18 protein-coding genes and 3 pseudogenes are annotated in these 19,193 nt (G+C 70.9%); 9 read left to right on the forward strand and 12 right to left on the reverse strand.

Annotated features, from left to right (window positions below):
• The first annotated feature begins 14 nt into the window (after positions 1-14).
• A complete protein-coding gene (locus ACU6P3_RS01010) occupies positions 15-203 on the forward strand; it encodes a hypothetical protein (protein WP_447195462.1) in 189 nt (62 codons plus the stop codon).
• 143 nt (positions 204-346) lie between these two features.
• The gene (exaC, locus tag ACU6P3_RS01015; protein WP_447195463.1) at positions 347-1,870 is read left to right on the forward strand and encodes an acetaldehyde dehydrogenase ExaC; all 1,524 of its coding nucleotides are present in this window, start codon (positions 347-349) and stop codon (positions 1,868-1,870) included.
• 541 nt (positions 1,871-2,411) lie between these two features.
• Here the strand turns inward: exaC and ACU6P3_RS01020 are convergent.
• Genes ACU6P3_RS01020 through ACU6P3_RS01030 form a run of 3 tightly spaced genes read right to left on the reverse strand, consistent with a single transcriptional unit; the run spans position 2,412 to position 5,970 of the window.
• Complete coding sequence (locus ACU6P3_RS01020; RefSeq protein WP_199832804.1) at positions 2,412-3,965, reverse strand: FAD-dependent oxidoreductase; 1,554 nt, start codon at positions 3,963-3,965, stop codon at positions 2,412-2,414.
• Positions 3,962-4,690 (reverse strand): class I SAM-dependent methyltransferase, encoded by a 729-nt coding sequence (locus tag ACU6P3_RS01025; RefSeq protein ID WP_447195464.1) that lies wholly within the window; start codon positions 4,688-4,690, stop codon positions 3,962-3,964. The genes ACU6P3_RS01020 and ACU6P3_RS01025 overlap by 4 nt, the downstream gene beginning before the upstream one ends.
• Positions 4,687-5,970 carry a lycopene cyclase family protein gene (locus ACU6P3_RS01030; RefSeq protein ID WP_447195465.1) on the reverse strand — a complete coding sequence of 428 codons (1,284 nt, stop codon included), beginning with the start codon at positions 5,968-5,970 and terminating at the stop codon, positions 4,687-4,689. The genes ACU6P3_RS01025 and ACU6P3_RS01030 overlap by 4 nt, the downstream gene beginning before the upstream one ends.
• 329 nt (positions 5,971-6,299) lie before the next feature.
• On the opposite strand from ACU6P3_RS01030, the gene ACU6P3_RS01035 reads away from it, so the two are divergent.
• The 5 genes from ACU6P3_RS01035 (at position 6,300) to ACU6P3_RS01055 (ending at position 11,825) form a co-directional block, all read left to right on the forward strand.
• The gene (locus tag ACU6P3_RS01035; protein WP_447195466.1) at positions 6,300-7,661 is read left to right on the forward strand and encodes a polyprenyl synthetase family protein; all 1,362 of its coding nucleotides are present in this window, start codon (positions 6,300-6,302) and stop codon (positions 7,659-7,661) included.
• On the forward strand, positions 7,658-9,367 hold the full coding sequence (locus ACU6P3_RS01040; protein ID WP_447195467.1) for a phytoene desaturase: 1,710 nt from the start codon (positions 7,658-7,660) through the stop codon (positions 9,365-9,367). The genes ACU6P3_RS01035 and ACU6P3_RS01040 overlap by 4 nt, the downstream gene beginning before the upstream one ends.
• Positions 9,364-10,395, forward strand: coding sequence for a phytoene/squalene synthase family protein (locus ACU6P3_RS01045; RefSeq protein WP_055706078.1), 1,032 nt, complete (start codon positions 9,364-9,366; stop codon positions 10,393-10,395). The genes ACU6P3_RS01040 and ACU6P3_RS01045 overlap by 4 nt, the downstream gene beginning before the upstream one ends.
• Positions 10,392-11,399, forward strand: coding sequence for a Rieske (2Fe-2S) protein (locus tag ACU6P3_RS01050; protein WP_055706079.1), 1,008 nt, complete (start codon positions 10,392-10,394; stop codon positions 11,397-11,399). Before ACU6P3_RS01045 ends, ACU6P3_RS01050 begins: the two co-directional genes overlap by 4 nt.
• A 288-nt stretch (positions 11,400-11,687) precedes the next feature.
• A complete protein-coding gene (locus ACU6P3_RS01055; protein ID WP_447195468.1) occupies positions 11,688-11,825 on the forward strand; it encodes an integrase core domain-containing protein in 138 nt (45 codons plus the stop codon).
• Between the two features lie 408 nt (positions 11,826-12,233).
• Here ACU6P3_RS01055 and ACU6P3_RS01060 read toward each other — a convergent pair whose 3' ends face one another.
• Positions 12,234-13,214 (reverse strand): zinc-dependent alcohol dehydrogenase family protein, encoded by a 981-nt coding sequence (locus ACU6P3_RS01060; RefSeq protein ID WP_447195469.1) that lies wholly within the window; start codon positions 13,212-13,214, stop codon positions 12,234-12,236.
• A 102-nt stretch (positions 13,215-13,316) separates the two neighbouring features.
• On the opposite strand from ACU6P3_RS01060, the gene ACU6P3_RS01065 reads away from it, so the two are divergent.
• Both ACU6P3_RS01065 and ACU6P3_RS01070 read left to right on the forward strand, forming a co-directional pair.
• A complete protein-coding gene (locus tag ACU6P3_RS01065) occupies positions 13,317-14,312 on the forward strand; it encodes an AraC family transcriptional regulator (protein WP_447195470.1) in 996 nt (331 codons plus the stop codon).
• A 145-nt stretch (positions 14,313-14,457) separates the two neighbouring features.
• Positions 14,458-14,757, forward strand: a complete 300-nt coding sequence (locus tag ACU6P3_RS01070; RefSeq protein ID WP_447195471.1) for an alpha/beta fold hydrolase family protein — start codon at positions 14,458-14,460, stop codon at positions 14,755-14,757.
• Between the two features lie 17 nt (positions 14,758-14,774).
• Here the strand turns inward: ACU6P3_RS01070 and ACU6P3_RS01075 are convergent, their stop codons facing one another.
• From ACU6P3_RS01075 to ACU6P3_RS01110, 8 genes and pseudogenes are all read right to left on the reverse strand, one after another.
• Positions 14,775-16,007 carry a glutaminase gene (locus ACU6P3_RS01075; RefSeq protein ID WP_447195472.1) on the reverse strand — a complete coding sequence of 411 codons (1,233 nt, stop codon included), beginning with the start codon at positions 16,005-16,007 and terminating at the stop codon, positions 14,775-14,777.
• 227 nt (positions 16,008-16,234) lie between these two features.
• Entirely contained in the window at positions 16,235-17,074 is an 840-nt protein-coding gene (locus ACU6P3_RS01080) for an alpha/beta fold hydrolase (protein ID WP_447195473.1), read from the reverse strand.
• 83 nt (positions 17,075-17,157) lie between these two features.
• Positions 17,158-17,283 (reverse strand): annotated as a pseudogene (locus ACU6P3_RS01085) (zinc-binding dehydrogenase); the annotation flags it as partial.
• A 156-nt stretch (positions 17,284-17,439) separates the two neighbouring features.
• A pseudogene (locus ACU6P3_RS01090) lies at positions 17,440-17,565 on the reverse strand (NADP-dependent oxidoreductase); the annotation flags it as partial.
• A 60-nt stretch (positions 17,566-17,625) separates the two neighbouring features.
• Entirely contained in the window at positions 17,626-17,916 is a 291-nt protein-coding gene (locus ACU6P3_RS01095) for a (4Fe-4S)-binding protein (RefSeq protein WP_447195474.1), read from the reverse strand.
• 31 nt (positions 17,917-17,947) lie between these two features.
• Positions 17,948-18,256: a GNAT family N-acetyltransferase gene (locus ACU6P3_RS01100; RefSeq protein ID WP_344282287.1), complete on the reverse strand. Its 309-nt coding sequence runs from the start codon at positions 18,254-18,256 to the stop codon at positions 17,948-17,950.
• A 329-nt stretch (positions 18,257-18,585) separates the two neighbouring features.
• Positions 18,586-18,720, reverse strand: a pseudogene (locus ACU6P3_RS01105) (hydrolase); the annotation flags it as partial.
• 174 nt (positions 18,721-18,894) lie between these two features.
• Positions 18,895-19,032, reverse strand: coding sequence for a hypothetical protein (locus ACU6P3_RS01110; RefSeq protein ID WP_447195475.1), 138 nt, complete (start codon positions 19,030-19,032; stop codon positions 18,895-18,897).
• Positions 19,033-19,193: the final 161 nt, after the last annotated feature.

Here is a 19,193-nt window from a genome sequence, read left to right on the forward strand (position 1 = left end):
TAGGCGGAGCCCTCATGCCGGAGCTGTTCGTGGTGGGCCACGAGCACCGGCCGGAGGCGTCGCGGGCGGCGGCGACGGCCGGTGCCCGTGGCCCGCGCAGACCGACGACGAACTCCTCGCGTACATCCGGGAATCGGTGCGGCACGACGATGGTGATCGGCGAGAAGTGCGCGGACATGATCAAGGAGGACGCGTCGACGTGACCGGGCCGCGGGGCGCCGAGGTTCCGCCACTCGAACGAGTGACACCCGCCCCGTGCAACCCGGTCGCAACGTTGTGCTCTCTAGCCTTTGAGGCCCGGGCGCCGCCCGACGGCGGGCGGCGCGGACTCCGAGAGGGCACAGAGATGACCCGTTACGCAGCGCCCGGCAGCGAAGGCTCGATCGTCTCGTACGCGTCCCGTTACGACCACTGGATCGGCGGGGAGTACGTCCCGCCGGCCCGCGGCCGGTACTTCGAGAATCCCAGTCCGGTCAACGGCCGTCCCTTCACCGAGATCGCCCGGGGCACGGCCGAGGACGTCGAACGCGCACTGGACGCGGCACACGGCGCGGCGCCCGGCTGGGCGCGGACCCCGGTCGCGGAGCGGGCCGCCGTACTGAACCGGATCGCCGACCGGACGGAGGCGCACCTGGAGGAGTTGGCGGTCGCCGAGAGCTGGGAGAACGGCAAACCGGTACGGGAGACCCTCGCCGCCGACCTCCCGCTGGCCGTCGACCACTTCCGCTACTTCGCGGGTGTACTGCGCGCGCAGGAGGGGTCCGTCAGCGAACTGGACGAGGACACCGTCGCGTACCACTTCCAGGAGCCGCTCGGGGTCGTGGCGCAGATCATTCCGTGGAACTTCCCCCTGCTGATGGCCGCGTGGAAACTGGCACCCGCGCTGGCGGCGGGCAACACCGTGGTGCTGAAGCCCGCCGAACAGACCCCGGCCTCGCTGCATGTCTGGCTCGGCCTCGTCGCCGACCTGCTGCCACCGGGTGTGGTCAACGTCGTCAACGGCTTCGGCGTCGAGGCGGGCAAGCCGCTGGCGTCCAGCCCGCGCGTGGCCAAGGTCGCCTTCACCGGGGAGACGACGACCGGGCGGCTGATCATGCAGTATGCCTCCGAGAACATCAAGCCCGTCACGCTGGAGCTCGGCGGCAAGAGCCCGAACATCTTCTTCGACGACGTCTGGGCCATGGACGACGACTTCCGCGACAAGGCCCTGGAAGGCTTCGCCATGTTCGCCCTCAACCAGGGCGAGGTGTGCACCTGCCCGTCACGGGCCCTGATCCAGGACGGCCGCTACGGCGACCTGCTCGCCGCCGGCGTTGCCCGCACGGAGGCGATCGTCCCGGGCCACCCCCTGGACACGGCCACGATGATCGGTGCCCAGGCGTCCAACGACCAGCTGGAGAAGATCCTTTCCTACGTCGACATCGGGCAGCAGGAGGGCGCCAAGATCCTCACCGGAGGCCAACGGATCGAATACGACGGCGAACTGGCCGGTGGCTACTACGTGCAGCCCACGATCTTCGAGGGCCACAACCGGATGCGGATCTTCCAGGAGGAGATCTTCGGCCCGGTTCTCGCGGTGACGTCCTTCAGCGATTTCGACGACGCGATGAAGACGGCGAACGACTCGCTGTACGGACTGGGCGCGGGAGTCTGGACCCGGGACATGAACACCGCCTACCGCGCGGGACGCGCGATCCAGGCGGGCCGGGTATGGACGAACTGCTACCACGCCTATCCGGCGCACGCCGCGTTCGGCGGATACAAGCAGTCGGGCATCGGCCGTGAGAACCACCGGATGATGCTGGACCACTACCAGCAGACGAAGAACATTCTTTGTTCTTACAGCCCTCAGAAACTTGGCTTCTTCTAAAGCCTGAAGTCGGGTTGCCTGGAGGCATCGTTGCCCTCCAGGCAGTCCTACACGACAGGTACCGAATGTAATCAATTCGTATCTTTGAGTTACTTTCTGACATCCAAGGGAGTTCCCGCCGGACCAGTCGCGGACCAGTAGCGCCGAAGGACATCACTCCAGGAGCCGCCCGCCCACGAGCGCAGCGACCCGCCGATACTCGGCAGCGGCGCCCGAACAGCCAGCAGTTCTGGAAGAGATCTTCGACCTCCGGTCGCCCTGAACGCATCCGTTTCGCGAGCGAAGGCTGCCCGCGGCGAGAACGGGCCTGCCGACGTCACGGACCTTCTTCCGCAGAGCCGTGTGCGACGACTGGGTCGGCGCTGGCGCACGAACTCGCCCGGCGGGGGGCACGCCTGGCACCTCTCCTGCGCGAGGGACCCGAACTGGAAGTTCTGGCGGAATCCCTGCTCACCGCGGCATTGGCCGTCGAAGACGATGTCACCGACAGCTCCGCGCTGCACGACGTGCCTGGAGATGCCGCGCCCTCGGTGGCCTGTCCTCATCCGCTCAGCCACGCCGTCAGGCCCCGTAGCACGGCGTTGCGGCCGCGATCCGGCACCGTCCACAGCGTCTGACCCTGGACGCCCCACTGCTCCAGCAGGGCGTTGGCGGCGAGGAACCCGGTCGTCGCCGCGCGTTCCATCAGCGCCACGGGCAGACCGCTGCGCACCAGGTCGCCGGCTACCACCACACGCGGGTCAGGGCTGCGCACGGACGGCCGGTCGAGGTAGCCGCCCACCGGGAACAGGGGGCAGTCCTGGCGCCATTCATGGCGTGCGTCGACGATCCCTGCGGCACGGGTCTCGGGGTAGACGCGGTGCAAGTCGGCGATGAGGCGCTTTTCCTGGACGTCCCGGGTGACCGTGCTCGGCAGCGCGTAGGCATGCAGTTCCACGACCGATCCTCCCGTGCGCGTGGCCCACTGGGCCGCCTGGTCTTCCCAGCGTTCCAGGACGCTGATGTTGTCCAACGCGTCGAACCCGGCGGTGCCGAGGAAGCCCGGCCGGTCCGGCGCGACCGGCCGGTCCAGCCACAGGCGGGTGACCAGGAACGGCGGGGCGGTGCGCAGCCGTGCGATTTGCTTGCGCCAGGTGGGATCACCCAGCCGGGCGGAGCGGTCGACGAGGTGGCGTAGCCCGGCGGCGTCCAGGGCGAGGACGACACTGTCGTGTCGTGCCTCGTCCTTATCGGTGCTGATCTGGTAGCGCCCGTCGCGTGTGGGTTCGATGTGTTCGACGCGGATGCCGGTGCGCACGAGGGCGCCGTGCCGCCGCAGGTAGCCGGCGAGTGGGTCCCATAGGGCAGTCGGGAAGGGGGCGCGGGGGACGTCGAAGAGCAGACCCTCGGCGGAGCCGAGGAAGTAGATGTGGAACATCACTGCGAGCTCGGCCGCCGACAGTTGCCTCGGGGCGGCGAAGAAGCTGCGGGAGAAGACCTCGAAGGCCAGGTGGCGGGCCCGTTCGGGGAAGCGCACCGCGTCCAGGAAGTCGTGGGCGCTGACGTCGTCGAGCCGGCTGTATACGTCAGGCAGACGGACGTCGCACAAGGGCAGCGCGGCGACCAGGTCGAGTGACGGCAGGTCCTTCAGGCTGAAGGAGGGGCTGAGTAGCGCGAAGCCCAGTGCGCTGAGGGGAGGGGTGCGGGGGACGTGCCGGAAGCCGTCCCGGGCCCCGCCGACGTGCAGCAGCGGGTAGTCCGGCAGGCTGGTCAGCCGTTCCAGTGCGGGGTCGGTTCGGCGCAGCAGTCCGCGTAGGTTGTAGTACTGGCGGAAGAAGGCGTGGAAGCCGCGGCTCATGGTCACGGTGGTGCCGTCGCGCAGTTGGGTCGGCCATCCACCGACCCGGCCGCCCAGGTAGGGCTGCTTCTCGTACACGGTGACGGATGCCCCGCGCTCGGCGAGCGCGGTGGCGGCGGCCAGGCCGGCGATGCCTGCGCCGACCACCGCCACCGATGGCGGGGTGCCCTGCACCCGCAGGGTTCCGGGCCTGGCGGGCAGGATCCGTGCCCGCCGGTCGCGTCCCCGGCGCGCGGCGCCCTGGTGCGCGGTCCTCATGCGTCCTCCCGGTGGTGGTGTGGCCGGCGGGCGACGAAGGTGTGGGTGATGCCCGTCTGCCAGCCTGGTAGCGGCAGGGTGCGGACGTGGTCGAAGCCGGCCGCGTCGAGCCGCCGCGCGAAACGCGCGGCGGTGTCGAAGTCCAGGACGCTGAGCCACAGATGCCGGTACAGCGGTCCGTCCCCCAGCAGGGTCGCGACGGGCAGCACGACACCTCGGCAGACCAGGGTCCACACCGCGCGGACGGCGCGCCGCCCGCGCAGGGTGTACTCGTGCACGCCGATGCGGCCGCCCGGCCGCAACTGGGCGTGGGCGGCGGCGAGTACGGCGTCCGGATCGGTGACGTTGCGGAAGAGATAGGCCGCGAACACCGCGTCGAAGGGGCCGCGTACCCCTGCCTCGGAGAGCCGCTCGGCCGGGGCGTGCACGAAGGTCACCCCGTCCGCCCACGGTTTGGCTGCGGCCCGCCGGAGCATGCCGGCCGAGGCGTCCACGGCGGTGATGCGGGCGGCGGGCAGCACGGACCGCAGCGCGGCGGTGGAGGCGCCGGTGCCGCAGCCGAGGTCCAGCAGGCGCAGCCCCTGCCCCTGTCCGGGCAGACCCAGCCGGCGCACGGAGCGGCGCAGGTGGGCGTGGTAGCCGGGGTTGGCGGCCACGAGGGTGTCGTAGCTGCGGGAGGCGTGGTCGAAGGCGGCGGCAAGGTGGTCGTCGCGCAGCAGCGTCATGCGGTCTCCGTCGGGGGGAAGTGCGGGGCGGATGCGTCCGGGGCGTGACGTGGCGAGGTGGCGGGACGTGTCGGCGGAAGCGGTGACAGGGGCAGGTCGAATGGGCGGCGGGGCAGGAGGGGCAGCTCCAGAGCGGAGCGCAGCATCGGTCCGACGGGCGAACTCAGCCCGATGGAAAAGTCTTCGTGCAGGCGGGTGCCTCCGTCGAGGAAGCGCAGCAGCCGTGCCATGGGCACGCAGGCGAACAGGCGGCTGAACAGTTCCGGGCCGTCGGCCCGGCCGCTGTCCAGAGCGCGCAGCAGGACGGCGTCCATCGCGCGGAAGCGGGCCGGATGAGCGGCGGGCGGCACCGGGCGACGCCCGCGGCGCAGGGCGTCGGCGACGGCCCTGGTCTGGCGCTGCAGCCCGGCGAAGGTGTAGCCGGTGGCGGGCCGGGTCGCGCCGCCGGCGGCGCCGATACGGAAGACCGAGGCTCCGGTCTGCCGGGCGATCGGCGCGTCGGTCATCGGGATGACTCCGGTCTCAGTGGCCAGGACCTGACGTTCGCCGAGCCGCAGCACCTCGTCGGCGTAGTGCCGTACGGCAGCCTCGTACCCGTCCGGAGTGAGGGTGCGCGGGGAGAACTCGGTGTACTCCACGAGCGCCTCGCACGGTCCGGTCGGCAGCACGTAGCCGAACGACAGTCCGTGGACGGGCTGCGGGGTACGGAAGTCCATCAGCTCCACGGCGGCCGGGTCGAAGGCCGGGCGGGCGGTGCGCACGAACCAGCCGCGGAAGTGCTGCAGCAGGGTGGTACGGGCGGCCGGCAGGCTGCCGAGGGGACGGGAGTCGAACACCCAGCGGGCCGTCAGCATCCGCGCTCGGCCGTCGGAGTCCCTGAGGTGTACGTGAGCGCCACCGGGCACATCCTCCACCGCTTCGACGGTCGCTTCCAGGCGCCGCACGTTCCGGCTGAGGGTTAGGTCCCGGGATACGAGGCGCTCGAAATCCTCGGAGCGGACCATGCGGTACCGCAGCGGTGAGATGTCCCCCTCGACCGGGGCGCCGGTGCCCGGGCGCACCCTCAGTCGCCGCCACTCGTGGCACACCGCCTCATCGAACCGTCCCGGTCCCGCCGTCCAGTAGCACCAGGTCCGCGGCGGCGACCGCAGCGGGCCGGGCGGCGCGTCCACCAAGACCACGGAGGGCGTCCGCAGGCCGGGAACGCGCCCGGCGAGTCGGTGGGCCAGCGACAGGCCGGCCGCGCCAGCGCCCACGACGGCCACGTCCGTGTCCGGCATGGCGTCTCCCTTCTTCGGTGGTCTTCCGCTCTTCTTCGGTTGCCTTCCGATGCGGTCCGGAGACGGATGCGGCCCAGGGCGGCGGGAACCGTAGGGCGGTGACGGACTCCAGGTCGGCGGCCTGGGGCCGGGCGTCCGCTGCCGGATGCCCTGCACCGGTCTTCCGGAGTGTGTACCCCGGCGGATGCAAAGCACCTCCTCGGCGGCGAGCGGCCGAGTGCCGGACACGGCACGGTGGAGGGGGCGGATCACTGATGCTTCGCAGTCATCGTGTGCGGCGTTCGCGCATCCGCCTGTGCTGTCCACGCCGAAGCAGACGGGTGACGGCAATGGCGAACACGGAAACGACGGAGGAAACCGTGAGGCGTGCCACCGATGCGAAGGACCATGCCGCGACCGCGCCGCCGCGGCCGGTCGCGGCGGCGCCCGGGGCGTCATTTCCGCATACACCCACGGGCGAGGGACAGGACGGAACCGGCGCGTGGACGGCGATGAGCGGGCTGCTTTCCGCCGGCCCCGCCGACGTGCGGGCGGTGGACGCAGACGTGCCGGGGGCCGTCGGCCGGATGCTTGACCATATGCTGGCGGAGCGTCTGCGCCGCGCACGGCTGGCGGATCCCCGGTTCGCCGAGGAACTGGCCGAACGGGTCACGCGCTTCACTCTCCAGGGTGGCAAGCGCACGCGTGCGCAGCTGGTGTGGTGGGCCTCGCGGGCCTGCGCCGGCGGGGACCCGGCGTCCGCGGCCGCTGCCCTGCGGATCGCAGGCGCCCTGGAGCTGCTCCAGACGTGTGCGCTCGTCCACGACGACGTGATGGACCGGGCCGCGCTGCGGCGCGGCCGGCCCGCACTGCACGCGGAGCTGGCCGGGAAGTACGCCGGCCAGGTGGGGCAGGAGCGTGCCGGGCGGTTCGGTCAGGCGGCGGCAGTCCTCGCCGGAGACCTGGCACTGGCCTGGGCCGACGATCTGGTGGCCGAGACACCGCTGGCGCCCCGGGTTCAAGTGGCGGTGCGGCGGCTGTGGAGCGACCTGCGCACGGAGATGGTCGCGGGCCAGTACCTGGACGTGGAGGGTACGGTCACTGCTCCGCGGTCACCGCTCCGCGTGCTGCGCGCCGCCCGTCTGAAGAGCGCCTTGTACTCGGTGGAGCGGCCTTTGGCGCTGGGAGCCGCCGTGGCGGGCGCGGACGAGGCGACGCTGCGCCGGCTGTGCGACGCCGGGCGCTTTGTCGGCATGGCGTTCCAGCTGCGCGACGACCTCGACGACGTCTTCGGCAACCCGCGCCAGACCGGCAAGACGTGCGGCGGCGACATCCGTGAGGGCAAGCAGACGTACTTGGTCGCGGCCGCCCGCGCACGCGCCGAGGCCGCCGGCGACGGCGCCGCTACGGCCGTGCTGGACCGGTGGCTCGGTGACGCGGAGCTGACCGAGCGCGGCTTGGCGGAGGTGCGGGACGTACTGGTCGCGACCGGGGCGCGTGCCACCGTGGAGGCCAAGATCGACCGGCTCGCCGCGCAGGGGCTGCGGCACTTCGACGGCGCCCGGCTCGAGGAGGAGGGCGCCGGCCCGCTGCGCGCTCTGCTGCTCGCGGCGGCCGGGGCGCGACTGGGCAGGGACGCCGCCGCACCCCCGCCGCCCGAGCACGGTCGGTACGCGACGCGTGCCCGTGGCAGCGCGGGAGGTGGCCGGTGACCCGCACCCTGCCCGGTCCCACGGACCACGTGGTGGTCGTCGGCGCCGGACTTGCCGGGCTGTCGGCGGCCTTGCACCTGCTGGGCGCCGGACGCCGGGTCACCGTCGTCGAGCGCGACGAGTCGCCCGGCGGCCGGGCCGGACGCCTCGACCTGGCCGGCTACCGGATCGACACTGGGCCGACCGTGCTGACCATGCCCGACCTGGCCGACGAGGCGTTCGCCGCCGTCGGGGACAGCCTGTACGAGCGGGTCGATCTGCTTCCTCTGCACCCGGCGTACCGGGCCTGTTTCGCGGACGGCAGCAGCCTCGACGTCCACACCGGCGCGGACGCGATGGCCGCGGAGGTGGAACGGTTCGCCGGGGCGGCCGAGGCGGCCGGCTACCGTCGACTGCGCGAGTGGCTTCAGCGGCTGTACCGGGCCCAGGTGCGCCGGTTCATCGACGCCAACTTCGACTCACCGCTCGACCTGCTCAACGCCGACCTGGCTCGGCTGGCGGCGCTGGGCGGCTTCGGCCGCCTGGACGCACGGATCGGCCGTTTCCTGAGCGACGAGCGGCTGCGCCGGGTGTTTTCCTTCCAGGCGCTGTACGCGGGGGTGCCCCCAGCGCGGGCGCTGGCCGCCTACGCGGTCATCGCCTACATGGACACCGTCGCCGGGGTGTACTTCCCACGGGGCGGCATGCACGCCCTGCCGCGGGCGATGGCGCAGGCAGCCACCGAGGCAGGCGCCGAGCTGCGGTTCGGGCAGCCGGTGACCCGCCTGGAGCGCTCGGGCGGCCGGATCACGGCCGTCGCCACCGGCACCGATCGCATCCCCTGCGACGCGGTCGTCCTCACCCCGGACCTGCCCGTCGCCTACCGGCTGCTCGGCCGCCGGCCGCGCAGACCGCTCGGGCTGCGCCTCTCGCCCTCCGCGGTCGTGCTCCACGCCGGCACGGACCGCACCTGGCCCCACCTGGCCCACCACACGATCTCGTTCGGCGCGGCGTGGCACACCACGTTCGACGAACTCACCCGGGCCGGACAGCTGATGAGCGACCCGTCGCTGCTCGTCACCCGCCCCACCGCCACCGATCCCGGCCTCGCACCGCCGGGCCGCCACCTGCACTACATCCTCGCGCCCTGCCCCAACACCGACATCGGCCCGGACGCGGCGGCCTGGTGCGACCTCGGCCCGCGCTACCGGGACTCGCTGCTGCGGGAACTGGGGCGGCGCGGGCTGCACGGCATCGAATCGGCCATCGAGGAGGAGTGCCTGGTCACCCCGGCGGACTGGCACGCCCAGGGACACGCGGCCGGAACCCCCTTCTCCGCGGCGCACACCTTCGCGCAGACCGGGCCGTTCCGGCCGCGCAACCTGGTGCGCGGCGTAGAGAACGCCGTCCTTGCCGGCTGCGGCACCACGCCCGGCGTCGGCGTGCCGACCGTGCTGCTGTCGGGGAAGCTGGCCGCGGCCCGCGTCACCGGCGGACCCCGGCGCCGGGGCTCCAACTCGCGTCGCTCCAAGCCCGCTGCCCCCACCCTCAGGCCGACACCGGCAACCGCCCCACCGGCGTACGAGGCACCCCGCACCGGACTCACCGCCGTACAGGAGTCGCCGACCGCCTCGCCGAACCCGCCAGCCGCCGCACGGCAATCTCCGCTGCCGGGAGACCCACCGGCCGACCCCGCGGCCCCCGCAACCGAAGGCAGGACAGGATGACCGATCGAGAGCTGGACGCGGTGGGGATCACCGATCCGTCGCTGCGTGCTGCCTACCGCCACTGCCGCGCCCTCAACGCCCGCCACGGCAGGACCTACTTCCTCGCCACACGGCTACTGCCGCTCGAGCGCCGGTCCGCCGTGCACGCCCTGTACGGCTTCGCCCGCTGGGCCGACGACATCGTCGACTCCCCCGCCCCCGGCACCGCCACGGAGGTGCGGGCCCGGGCGCTGGCCCGGTTGCAGAAGGAACTCGAGCAGGGGCTGCGGCGGGGCCGCAGCGACGAGCCCGTGGTGCACGCCCTCGCCGACACCTCGCGCCGCTATGCCATCGACCACGCCCACTTCCGGGACTTCATGACCGCGATGCGCTCCGACCTGGTGGTGACGGCCTACCCCACCTACGCCGACCTGAGCGCCTACATGCACGGCTCGGCCGCGGTGATCGGGCTGCAGATGCTGCCTGTGCTGGGCACGGTGGTGCCGCGGGAGGAAGCCGCGCCGTACGCGGCGGCGCTCGGTGTCGCCTTCCAGCTGAGCAACTTCCTGCGGGACGTCGGCGAGGACCTCGACCGTGGGCGCGTCTACCTGCCCGCCGACCTGCTCGCCGCGCACGACGTGGACCGGGAGCTGCTCGCCTGGAGCCGCGCGACGCGCCGGCCCGATGGCCGGATCACCGCCGCGCTCAGGGAGTTCGAGGCGCTGACCCGCGGCGTCTACCGGGCGGCCATGCCCGGTGTCGCCATGCTCGAACCGGTGGCGCGGCCCTGCATCCGCACCGCGGCCGTCCTGTACGGCGGCATCCTGGACGCTGTCGCCCGCGACGGGTACGCCGTGCTGCACCGGCGGTCGGTGGTGCAGCGGCGGCGCAGGGCGGTGGTCGCCGCCGACGGGCTGGCCAGGGTGATGAGGGCCCGGCTGCACGCACGGTCCGGCCACGGACACCGGCCGCAGATTCGCGCCCGCGCCCTGCATCAGGCGCCGCTCTCGCCGACGGCGGGCGGTCGCCGCGCGGAGGAGGTCGCGTGAACCGCCGTCGCCTGCCGCTGTCGCTGCGCCGCCACGCCGTGCCCTGGGAGCGTCAGCAGCCCACCTGGGATCAGGCGCGCCCCGGGCTGATCGCCGGGGCGCTGAAGCGGGCGCAGGCCCGCCCGTCCGGGAACTGGTACGTCCTCGGCCCTTCCCGCGCCCTGCGGGGGGACGCCAAGCTGGCACGGACGGTCGCGGGGCAGGAGGTCGTGGTGTGGCGCGGGCCCGACGGGCGCCTCGTCGGCGGGCCAGGGATCTGCCCGCACCTGGGGGCACCGCTCGGGGACAGCCCGGTGCGCTGCGGCACACTGGTGTGCCACTGGCACGGACTGGCTCTGGACGGCAGCCCGCACGCGGGCTGGTCGCCGCTGCCGGTGCACGACGACGGGGTGCTCGTGTGGACGCGGCTGGACACGGTGGGCGGCGAGGAACCGCTCGATGCACCGGTCGTACCGCGGCGCCCCCCACCCGCGCGGGCTTTGACGGCGGTCTACACCGCAGTGGGCGTCTGCGAGCCCGAGGACGTGGTGGCCAACCGGCTCGATCCGTGGCACGGGGCGTGGTTCCACCCCTACTCGTTCGTCGACCTGACGGTGGTCGACGCACCCAGTGGCTCGGCCGGCGAGGCGGACGACGGTCCGGACGCCCTGACCGTGGACGTGTCCTTCAAGGTGGCGGGCCGGCTGGTGGTGCCGGTCCGCGCCGTGTTCACCGCGCCGGAACCGCGCACGGTCGTCATGCACATCACGAACGGCGAGGGTGTGGGCTCCGTCGTGGAGACCCATGCCACGCCGCTCGACGCGGACGGGACCGGCCGGCCCCGCACCGCAGTGATCGAGGCGGTGATCGCCGTTTCGCACCGTCCGGGCTTCGCCGCCGCCCGCCGCTGTGCGCCACTGCTGCGTCCCCTGGTGCGCGCCGCGGCCGGGAGGCTGTGGCGGGACGACCTCGCCTATGCCGAACGACGCTGGCAACTGCGATCGACGGGACGCTTCCCGGGCTGAGCCGGGACGGGTTCTGAAACGCTCGCCTGGGTGACACACGCACCCCTGCATGGCCGACCGGAGCCGCCGACGTCAATTGGCTCCGCCAGATCCCGACCGCGCGGGAGACAGCGGGAGACATTCGCCCGTCTACCCCCGGGGTGCAGCCAACGGCGAGCCGCCCGGTGACGCTCTGCACGGAACCACCCCGTTACGGGTTCGGCGGGGCTGCCTGCCGGATCTCCGCGCTCTCACCCGTGCGCCGTCGCCGAAACCCGCCGCAGGTGCAAACTGACCATCCGAGACTGTATGAGCGCCTCAGCAACCGTCCAGTGGATCACGTGGTACAACGAAGAACGCCTCCACTCCGCGCTCGACTACGTACCGCCCGCCGAGTACGAGCAAGCCTTCCAGCGGAGCCAGGAGCAAGTCCCGCAGTCCGCCTGAACCATCAAGATCGGACTCTACGAAACTCGGGGCGGTTCACCGGACCAGGTGCGGACCGACTCAGCCCGGCACTCGACGTTTCCACTCTTTGTCGCAGGTCAGAAGCGAGATCAGGCGTGTACCACCAGCAGACGAAGAATCTACTGGTTTCGTACTCGCCGAAGAAGCTGGGCTTCTTCTAGGACCCACGAAAGAGTGCCTGACCTGGGCAAACACCCGCCAGGCACCCTTCATGACCACTACCCGGAAGACAAAGCGAAAAGACACTTACTCCCACTTCGTCCCATCGCTACCTCGGCATCGCCCACCGGGTCCGGAATGTTTCCGGACCAGATCGCGGATCAGCCGCCCCCCGTTTGAGGTCTCCCTCCCAACGGTCACCAGGGTGAGCGGACGAGGGACGCTGGCTCAGTGACTGATGACGACCTTTCCGAAGCGCGGTCCCCGCTCGAAGTGGGCGAACGCCTCCGGTGCCTGATTGAAGGGGAAGACACGGTCGATGACGGGCCGGAGACGACTTCGTCCGAGGGCCTCGTTCATCTGCTCGAAGTCGCTGCGACTACCCACGCTGATCGACCTGAGGGTTGCGGCCCGGCGGAAGAAGTGGGTCACGTCCATCTCGTTACCTGACGCGAGGTTGCCGACAAGGGCGATCTGGCCGCCGTATGCGACGGCCTCGATGGACTGTGGGAGGGTACCGGCGCCGCCGATCTCCAGGACGCGACCGGCGCCGCCGTCGGTGAGCTCCCGCACCCGCGCACCCCATTGCGGTGTCTCCTTGTAGTTGACGATGTCGGCTGCGCCAAGGGCGCGGAGGCGTTCGGCCTTGTCGTCGTCGGACGTCGTGGCCACCACACGTGCGCCGGCCAGACGGGCGAACTGCAACGCGAAGACCGACACACCGCCCGAGCCCTGGACAAGCAGGATGTCGCCCGGCCCGACCCCAGCCACCGCCGACCACGCAGTGAGTGCGGCGCACGGCAGTGTGGCTGCCTCCTCGAAGGACAGTTGGTCGGGGACGGGGACCAGGCTCTGCTGATCGAGGACGACGTGATCGCTGAGCCACCCGTCGCGCTGCGTGCCACGCAGTCCTCCCCAGCCGGGAAACGGGCCGTACAGCCAGGTGGGATGGAAGGTGCCCACGACACGATCACCGACCCGGAATCGCGAGACTCCGTCCCCGACGGCCTCGACGACGCCCGCGCCGTCGGAGAGCGGGACGCGCCCCTGTACGTCGACGGAGTAGCTGTCGGAGACGATGAGTCGATCGCGGGCATTGAGGGAGGTGGCCCTGACCTTCACCAGCACTTCACCCGCCGACGGATCGGGTACCGGGCAGTCGGTGGTGAGCGCCAGACCACCACCCGCCCGCACCTTGAATGCGCGCATTTGCAGCCTCTCTTTCGTGAACTACCGCCACGGTAGGCTGACGGTTCTGGACGATTGGCATCTTTCCGTCCACTGTTTAGTGCAGAGCGTCCAGGAGGGTAAATGGATCCGGTCGACGACCTCCTCGCCACGATGAGGATCGAGGACGCGCGATATATCCGAGTGGAAGCGAACGCGCCGTGGGGTGTCTCGTTCCCCCCACGGCACCTGGCCCGGCTGATCCTCATCTCAGGCGGCTCGTGCCGGCTCGACTCGGACGTCCTGGCCCGTCCACAGCGCCTGCAGTCGAACGACTGCTTCCTGGTTCGCGCGGGTGTGGGCTTCACCCTGCGAGACGCGGACGACAGTGAGATTCTCGACTGCGACGACCTGGCGGCTCAGGCACCCGGTCACCTGGTACGAGTCGGAGGCGACGGCGAGCCGACCCGGATTCTCTCCACTCGTTTCACTTTCGACGCCGTCGCCGCCGAACCGCTCTTCGCGCTCCTGCCACCATTGTTCCGGTTGCCCCCGGACGACGCCTCCGGCGAGCTCCTGCGCGCCACGTTCGAGCTCATCGAACACGAGAGCTCGGCCAATCGACTCGGCGCCGGCTTCGTCATGGGCCGTTTGTCCGACGCGCTCTTCGTCCAGGCCCTGCGAACCTGCTGCGCGGACGTCGGGAGCGGCAGTGTCGGCTGGGTCGCCGCCCTCCGGGACCCCCGGCTGGCCCTCGCCATGCAGGAGTTGCACGCAGACCTGAGCCGTTCGTGGACGGTCGGCGAACTCGCCCGAACGGCGGGGATGTCACGCTCGGCGTTCGCCACGCTGTTCAAGGAACGGACGGGGGACACCCCGCTGAGCTACCTCACGACATGGCGCATGTACCGGGTGAAAGTTCTGCTTCGAGAGACCCCACTGAGCGTTCAGGAGATCGCCGTCAGGGTCGGCTACGACACCGGGACCGCCCTGAGCCGGGCTTTCTCGAAGAGGGAAGGCGTCTCACCCGGAACCTGGAGGAAGACGGCCGGGGCACCGGGGGGGAGCGAGTCGCGAGGAGCTGACTTCACCAAAGGTCACGCCCACATCAGGGGTGATGCGAGGGTGACGGTTGCCTGACAGGACTCGGCGGTCTTGTCGTAGCGGGTCGCGATGCCGCGCCATTGCTTCAAGCGGTTGAAGCACCGCCACAACGTTGCGCTGCTTGTAGATTTCGCGATCGACTGTCGGCGGGCGTCCGCCGAGGCTGCCGCGCCGGGCGCGGTTGCGGATCTGGTCGGACCACGGTCTGTCGCGAGGGGACGAGGGTTGGGTCGCGGACCTGGCCGCGCTCACGAGCCCGTGGGGTTTTGACCTCGCCGCTGTCGCGGCGCCGATCGAGCTGTGGCACGGCGCCGCGGACCAGATGGTCCCGGTCACCCACTGCCGGTGGCTGACCGGGCACCTGCCCACGGCTGAGGTTCACCTGGAACCCGAGCACGGACACCTCTCCATAGCGATCGGCAGTCTGGGCGAGAAGCTCGGAGTTCTGCGAGGTCGCGTCGCCGACCGCGCCACGTCCTGATTGCGAGACAGGGCAGGTCAGACGGTGTCCGGATAGCTGCCGTCTCCCAGATCAGGGTCCGGGAGCACGCCCGAGGGGTCCCGGACGGCGACCTTGCGTCCGTCCAGCCGCAGTCGGCGCAGCCCTTCGAGCGACATGCGACGGCCGAGATCGGAGAAGGAGTGCACCCTGGTGACGTCCAGAACCACGTCGGCCGGGCCGTCCGAGCCGGCCATCAGGTCCAAGAGCTCCGAGGCGGCGGTGAGTTGGACGTTGCCCCGGAGAGCGAAGGTGACCGTGCCCGGCGACTCGCTCACGTCGACGGCGTCGAGCCTGCCCTGGTCGGAGGCGAACAGGTGCATCCCCATGTCGCGGGAGAGCCGCTCGAAGGCGCGGCGCCCTCGCTGGCTGTTGCCGTGGGAGTCCAGGCGCGGGGAGAAGGTTCCGATGCCCACCCGGTCGGGCAGGACGCCGACGATGCCACCGGCGACGCCGCTCTTGGCGGGGATGCCGACACGGGTGAGCCAGTCGCCCGCCGCGTCGTACATCCCGGCCGCGGCCATCACGGCCATGACGTGCCGGGCGACGGCGGGCGCCATGATCCGTTCGCCGGTGACGGGCTGGATACCTCCGGTGGCGAGCGTCGCGGCCATCACGGAGAGGTCCCGGACGCTGACCAGGATCGAGCACTGGCGGGTGTACCCCTCGACGACGGCGGGCACGTCCCCGTCGAGAATGCCGTAGGTGCGCAGCATGTAGGCGAGGGCGAGGTTACGGTGCGCGGAGGCGAGCTCCGAGGCACACACGCGCTCGTCGACCCGCAGATCCCGTCCCGCGAGGCGGGAGAAGAACGCCAGGGCACGGTCGACGCGCTCGACCTGACCGGCCTCGGCGCCGACCAGGAGCGAATGCGTGGTGATCGCTCCGGCGTTGATCATGGGGTTCTTGGGCCGGTGGGTTCCCCCTTCGAGGGAGAGCTCGTTGAAGGCCTCGCCGGACGGCTCGACCCCGACGACATCCAGGACGCGGTCGAGGCCGCGGTCGATGATGGCCGCCGCATAGGCGAACGGCTTGGAGATCGACTGGATGGAGAACTCCGTGTCGGCGTCGCCTGCGGCGTAGGTGCGACCGAGCGTCGTGGTCAGCGCCATGCCGAAGGGCTCCGGATCGGCTTCGGCGAGCTCGGGGATGTAGTCGGCGTTGGCACCGCTGGTGTCGTCACGCAGGCTGTCGAGTACTTCGTCCAGATAGTCGGGCACGGGAGTCTTCATGAGGCAGGTCCCTCTGTCGCGAGGCCGGTGTTGAGAGCGGTGGGAGTTGGGAGCCCCAGGGTCCCTTCGGCGGCGGGAGGAGCGGAGCCGCCGCTTCCCGCGTGTCGACGGTGACGTTGAAATACACCACCGAGTGCTCCCCCCCGCTCCCACCGAAAGCGGGGGCCGCCGTCGTCGCGTACCTGGTGTCCGACAAATCCCGCCTGGCACGCGACGTCCGGCACGGCCTAGCCGAGGAAGGAGCGCAGGGCCGAGTTGACCTCGTCCGCGTGCGTCCAGAGCAACCCGTGCGGGGCACCCTCGATCTCCACGTACCGCGCCTTGGGCAAGTCCTGCCGAAAACGGCGGGCGGTGGCGTCGATGGGCAGGATCTTGTCGGCCGTGCCGTGCAGGATCAGAGCCGGCTTGCCGCTGTCGCGGACCGCCTCGACATCGGCGCGGAAGTCTTCGATCCAGGCGGAAACGACCGCGTGCGCCGCCACGGGGGCACTCGACGTCGCCACGTTCCAGCTCGCGGTGACGGCCTCCTGGCTGATCCGACTGCCGAGGTTCTCCTCCAGATCGTAGAAGTCCGAGAAGAACTGCGTGTACCAGGCGTACCGATCGCCTTTCGCCGCCGCCTCGATTCCGTCGAAGACCTTCCGCGGCACACCCTCGGGATTGTCGTCCCGGGCGACGAGGAAAGGCTCCAGCGAGGCCAGGAACGCCATCTTGGCGACCCTTTCATGTCCGAATCGCGATACGTAACGGGCGACTTCGCCGGTACCCATCGAGAAGCCCACCAGGGCGACGTCACGGAGGTCGAGCATCTCCAGCACGGTGTTCAGGTCCCCGGCGAAGGTGTCGTAGTCGTATCCGGAGTTCACCTTCGACGACTTACCGAATCCCCGGCGGTCGTAGGTGATGACGCGGTATCCGGCGGCCAGGAGATCGCGCGTCTGGCGCTCCCAGCTGTGGCCGTTCAGTGGATATCCATGGATCAGGACGACTGGCCGGCCCTCGCCCTGGTCCTCGTAGTAGAGCTCGACCGGCGTGCTGTTCTCGTTCCCTACGGTGATGTACCCCATTATTTCTTCTACCTTTCTGGTCGCTGTGGGCGTCGAGGCCCGGAGGATCAGCTCATGCCGTTGTTCGCGGGACGCCGGCGCCCTCACGCCGGAAGCAGTACGAGCTTGCCGCCCAAGTGCCCCGACCGGCTGACCTCCAGTGCGGCCGCCACCTCGCCGAGGGGGTACGTCCGCTGGATCGACACCCGCAACCACCCCGCCTCGATGAGGCGAGAATGTCCCCGAGCGCTTGGGCCCCGCCCGCTCCCGGTTCGCCCCTGTGGATCTGGATACCACTTCCTGCCGCGTCGAAGGCCGCGAGGGAGACGACCCGCGCCGGCCCGCCGGCGAGTTCGATGGAGTCCGGGATCTCACCGCGGCCGCTTGTGGCTGCTCTCGCTCGCGGTGCCGATGACGCGCACGCCCCGGTCGACGGCAAGCTGAACGGCGAAGGTGCCGACACCACCGGCGGCGGCGTGGACCAGGAGCGTCTCGCCCTCGGCGATCTTGAGCTTGTTCGGAGAACCGCACGGTGAGGGACATCTGCCCGACTCCTGGCTCCTGTTGGGCGTTTACGTGTGAGAGGGCGGGTCGGCCCGGAGCTGTCCGGCCGCGGGGCCCCGCGTGGTCTCCGCCTCGCCGTCCACGAGTTCGTACTGCAACGCTCCCGACGGGCAGCGGCGCACCACTTCGGCCAGGCGTTCGGCCTCGGCACCGTCGGGCCGGATCCACGGGCGCTTGCCCGGATCGAAGACCTCCGGCAGACCGTTCACGCACTCGGCGGCGTGGCGGCACCGCCTGGCCTCGAAGGTCACGGTGATCGACCGGCCCTCGTATGCCTTCTTCTCGGTTCCCCCGCTCATTTCGGCCTCCATCGCTCGCGGACCCGGCTGTTCAGTCGCTGACTTTGCTGCGGGACTGGTACAGCAGGTCCTGATACTCGGGGTGCCGGGCGATCCACCCGGCGTAGAACGGGCAGGTGGCCAGCACCCGCAGGTTCGCGGCCCGCGCCTCGTCGAGGGACGTGCGGGCCAGTGCCGCCCCGACTCCCCTGCCCTCGTGCTCCGGCGAGACCTCGGTGTGTACGAACGCGATCAGTTCCGCCGTACGGATGTACTCCGCGACGCCCGCGACCTCGGCCTTTCCGTCGACCCGGGCCTCGTACCGCTTGTCCCCGGGAGCATCGCTCACTTCCACCGCCATGTGTCCTCCCTCAAGTCCTCCGCGTGAGTCTCGTTGCACACTAGCCCAATCCGGTTGACGCATCAACTTTCTTCCCGCCGAATCCGAGCCCGGCGGGACGGCCGAGCAGTCCACCGCGAGCGTTGACGTCCGCGCGCCAGATCTCAAGGGCGAGGCGGGCCGACCGGCTGTTGTCCGCGGGGGAACCGGTCAGCGACAGGCAGTACCCGATACGGACGGGAGCCAACACGGAAGCGATGTCAGGCCTCGCTTCCGGTGGGCGTGGCCAGGAGCCGCGTCTCCCAGGCGAAGGCCACACCGCCGGCCCCGCCGCGCTGGGCCTGGACCTCGGCCGCGTTGACGGTCACCGCCGGTTCAGGGCTGTTCAGACTGGCGAACTGAAACGGCTGATGGTCGATCAGCACGACCACGCTCTCCTCGGGAGTCAGCAGCGCGTTGAGCCCGGCCTTGTTCTCAGTGCTCACGGGATTCCCTTGCTGGAGCTTCGCGTCCACGGGCCCCAGGCAGCGCACGGAAATCCCGATGCCGACAGTGAGCCAACCACGGGCCGACCGCCTGGCGACCCACAACCACTTGATTGACGCATCACCCACATCAGCTGCCGACTTTCGTTGCGCACGGTGGCCCAGGCGGTGCCCTCACGAGTGGCAGTGGCTGTTGTGATCGTCGTGCGTCCAGCGTCCCGTCGTGGTGGTGGTCGGCGCGGGAGTTCCGGTCTTCCGCCCCGCGCTCTTCTGGCTCTGCTCGTTCTTCCGCCGCAGCGCGTCGAGGCTCATCGCCTTGGGGGAGTGTCGTGCCAGGCCCTCCAGTCTTTCGGGATGGGGAGACGGGACGGCCGCTTAGCTGCCGGGCGGACGGCCACCCTGCGGTAGATGACCGGTGGATCCGGCGGGAGATCGCGGTAGACACATCGGTAGAAGTGCAGGTCAGGCGGTGG

The sequence above is a fragment of the Streptomyces hebeiensis genome, assembly GCF_052983195.1.

Excerpts from the sequence above, each read along its gene's own strand:
- ACU6P3_RS01010 (WP_447195462.1), top strand. The coding sequence starts at position 15 with ATGCCGGAGCTGTTCGTGGTGGGCCACGAGCACCGGCCGGAGGCGTCG.
- exaC (WP_447195463.1), top strand. The coding sequence starts at position 347 with ATGACCCGTTACGCAGCGCCCGGCAGCGAAGGCTCGATCGTCTCGTAC.
- ACU6P3_RS01020 (WP_199832804.1), bottom strand. The coding sequence starts at position 3,965 with ATGAGGACCGCGCACCAGGGCGCCGCGCGCCGGGGACGCGACCGGCGG.
- ACU6P3_RS01025 (WP_447195464.1), bottom strand. The coding sequence starts at position 4,690 with ATGACGCTGCTGCGCGACGACCACCTTGCCGCCGCCTTCGACCACGCC.
- ACU6P3_RS01030 (WP_447195465.1), bottom strand. The coding sequence starts at position 5,970 with ATGCCGGACACGGACGTGGCCGTCGTGGGCGCTGGCGCGGCCGGCCTG.
- ACU6P3_RS01035 (WP_447195466.1), top strand. The coding sequence starts at position 6,300 with ATGGCGAACACGGAAACGACGGAGGAAACCGTGAGGCGTGCCACCGAT.
- ACU6P3_RS01045 (WP_055706078.1), top strand. The coding sequence starts at position 9,364 with ATGACCGATCGAGAGCTGGACGCGGTGGGGATCACCGATCCGTCGCTG.
- ACU6P3_RS01055 (WP_447195468.1), top strand. The coding sequence starts at position 11,688 with ATGAGCGCCTCAGCAACCGTCCAGTGGATCACGTGGTACAACGAAGAA.
- ACU6P3_RS01060 (WP_447195469.1), bottom strand. The coding sequence starts at position 13,214 with ATGCGCGCATTCAAGGTGCGGGCGGGTGGTGGTCTGGCGCTCACCACC.
- ACU6P3_RS01065 (WP_447195470.1), top strand. The coding sequence starts at position 13,317 with ATGGATCCGGTCGACGACCTCCTCGCCACGATGAGGATCGAGGACGCG.
- ACU6P3_RS01075 (WP_447195472.1), bottom strand. The coding sequence starts at position 16,007 with ATGAAGACTCCCGTGCCCGACTATCTGGACGAAGTACTCGACAGCCTG.
- ACU6P3_RS01080 (WP_447195473.1), bottom strand. The coding sequence starts at position 17,074 with ATGGGGTACATCACCGTAGGGAACGAGAACAGCACGCCGGTCGAGCTC.
- ACU6P3_RS01095 (WP_447195474.1), bottom strand. The coding sequence starts at position 17,916 with ATGAGCGGGGGAACCGAGAAGAAGGCATACGAGGGCCGGTCGATCACC.
- ACU6P3_RS01100 (WP_344282287.1), bottom strand. The coding sequence starts at position 18,256 with ATGGCGGTGGAAGTGAGCGATGCTCCCGGGGACAAGCGGTACGAGGCC.
- ACU6P3_RS01110 (WP_447195475.1), bottom strand. The coding sequence starts at position 19,032 with ATGAGCCTCGACGCGCTGCGGCGGAAGAACGAGCAGAGCCAGAAGAGC.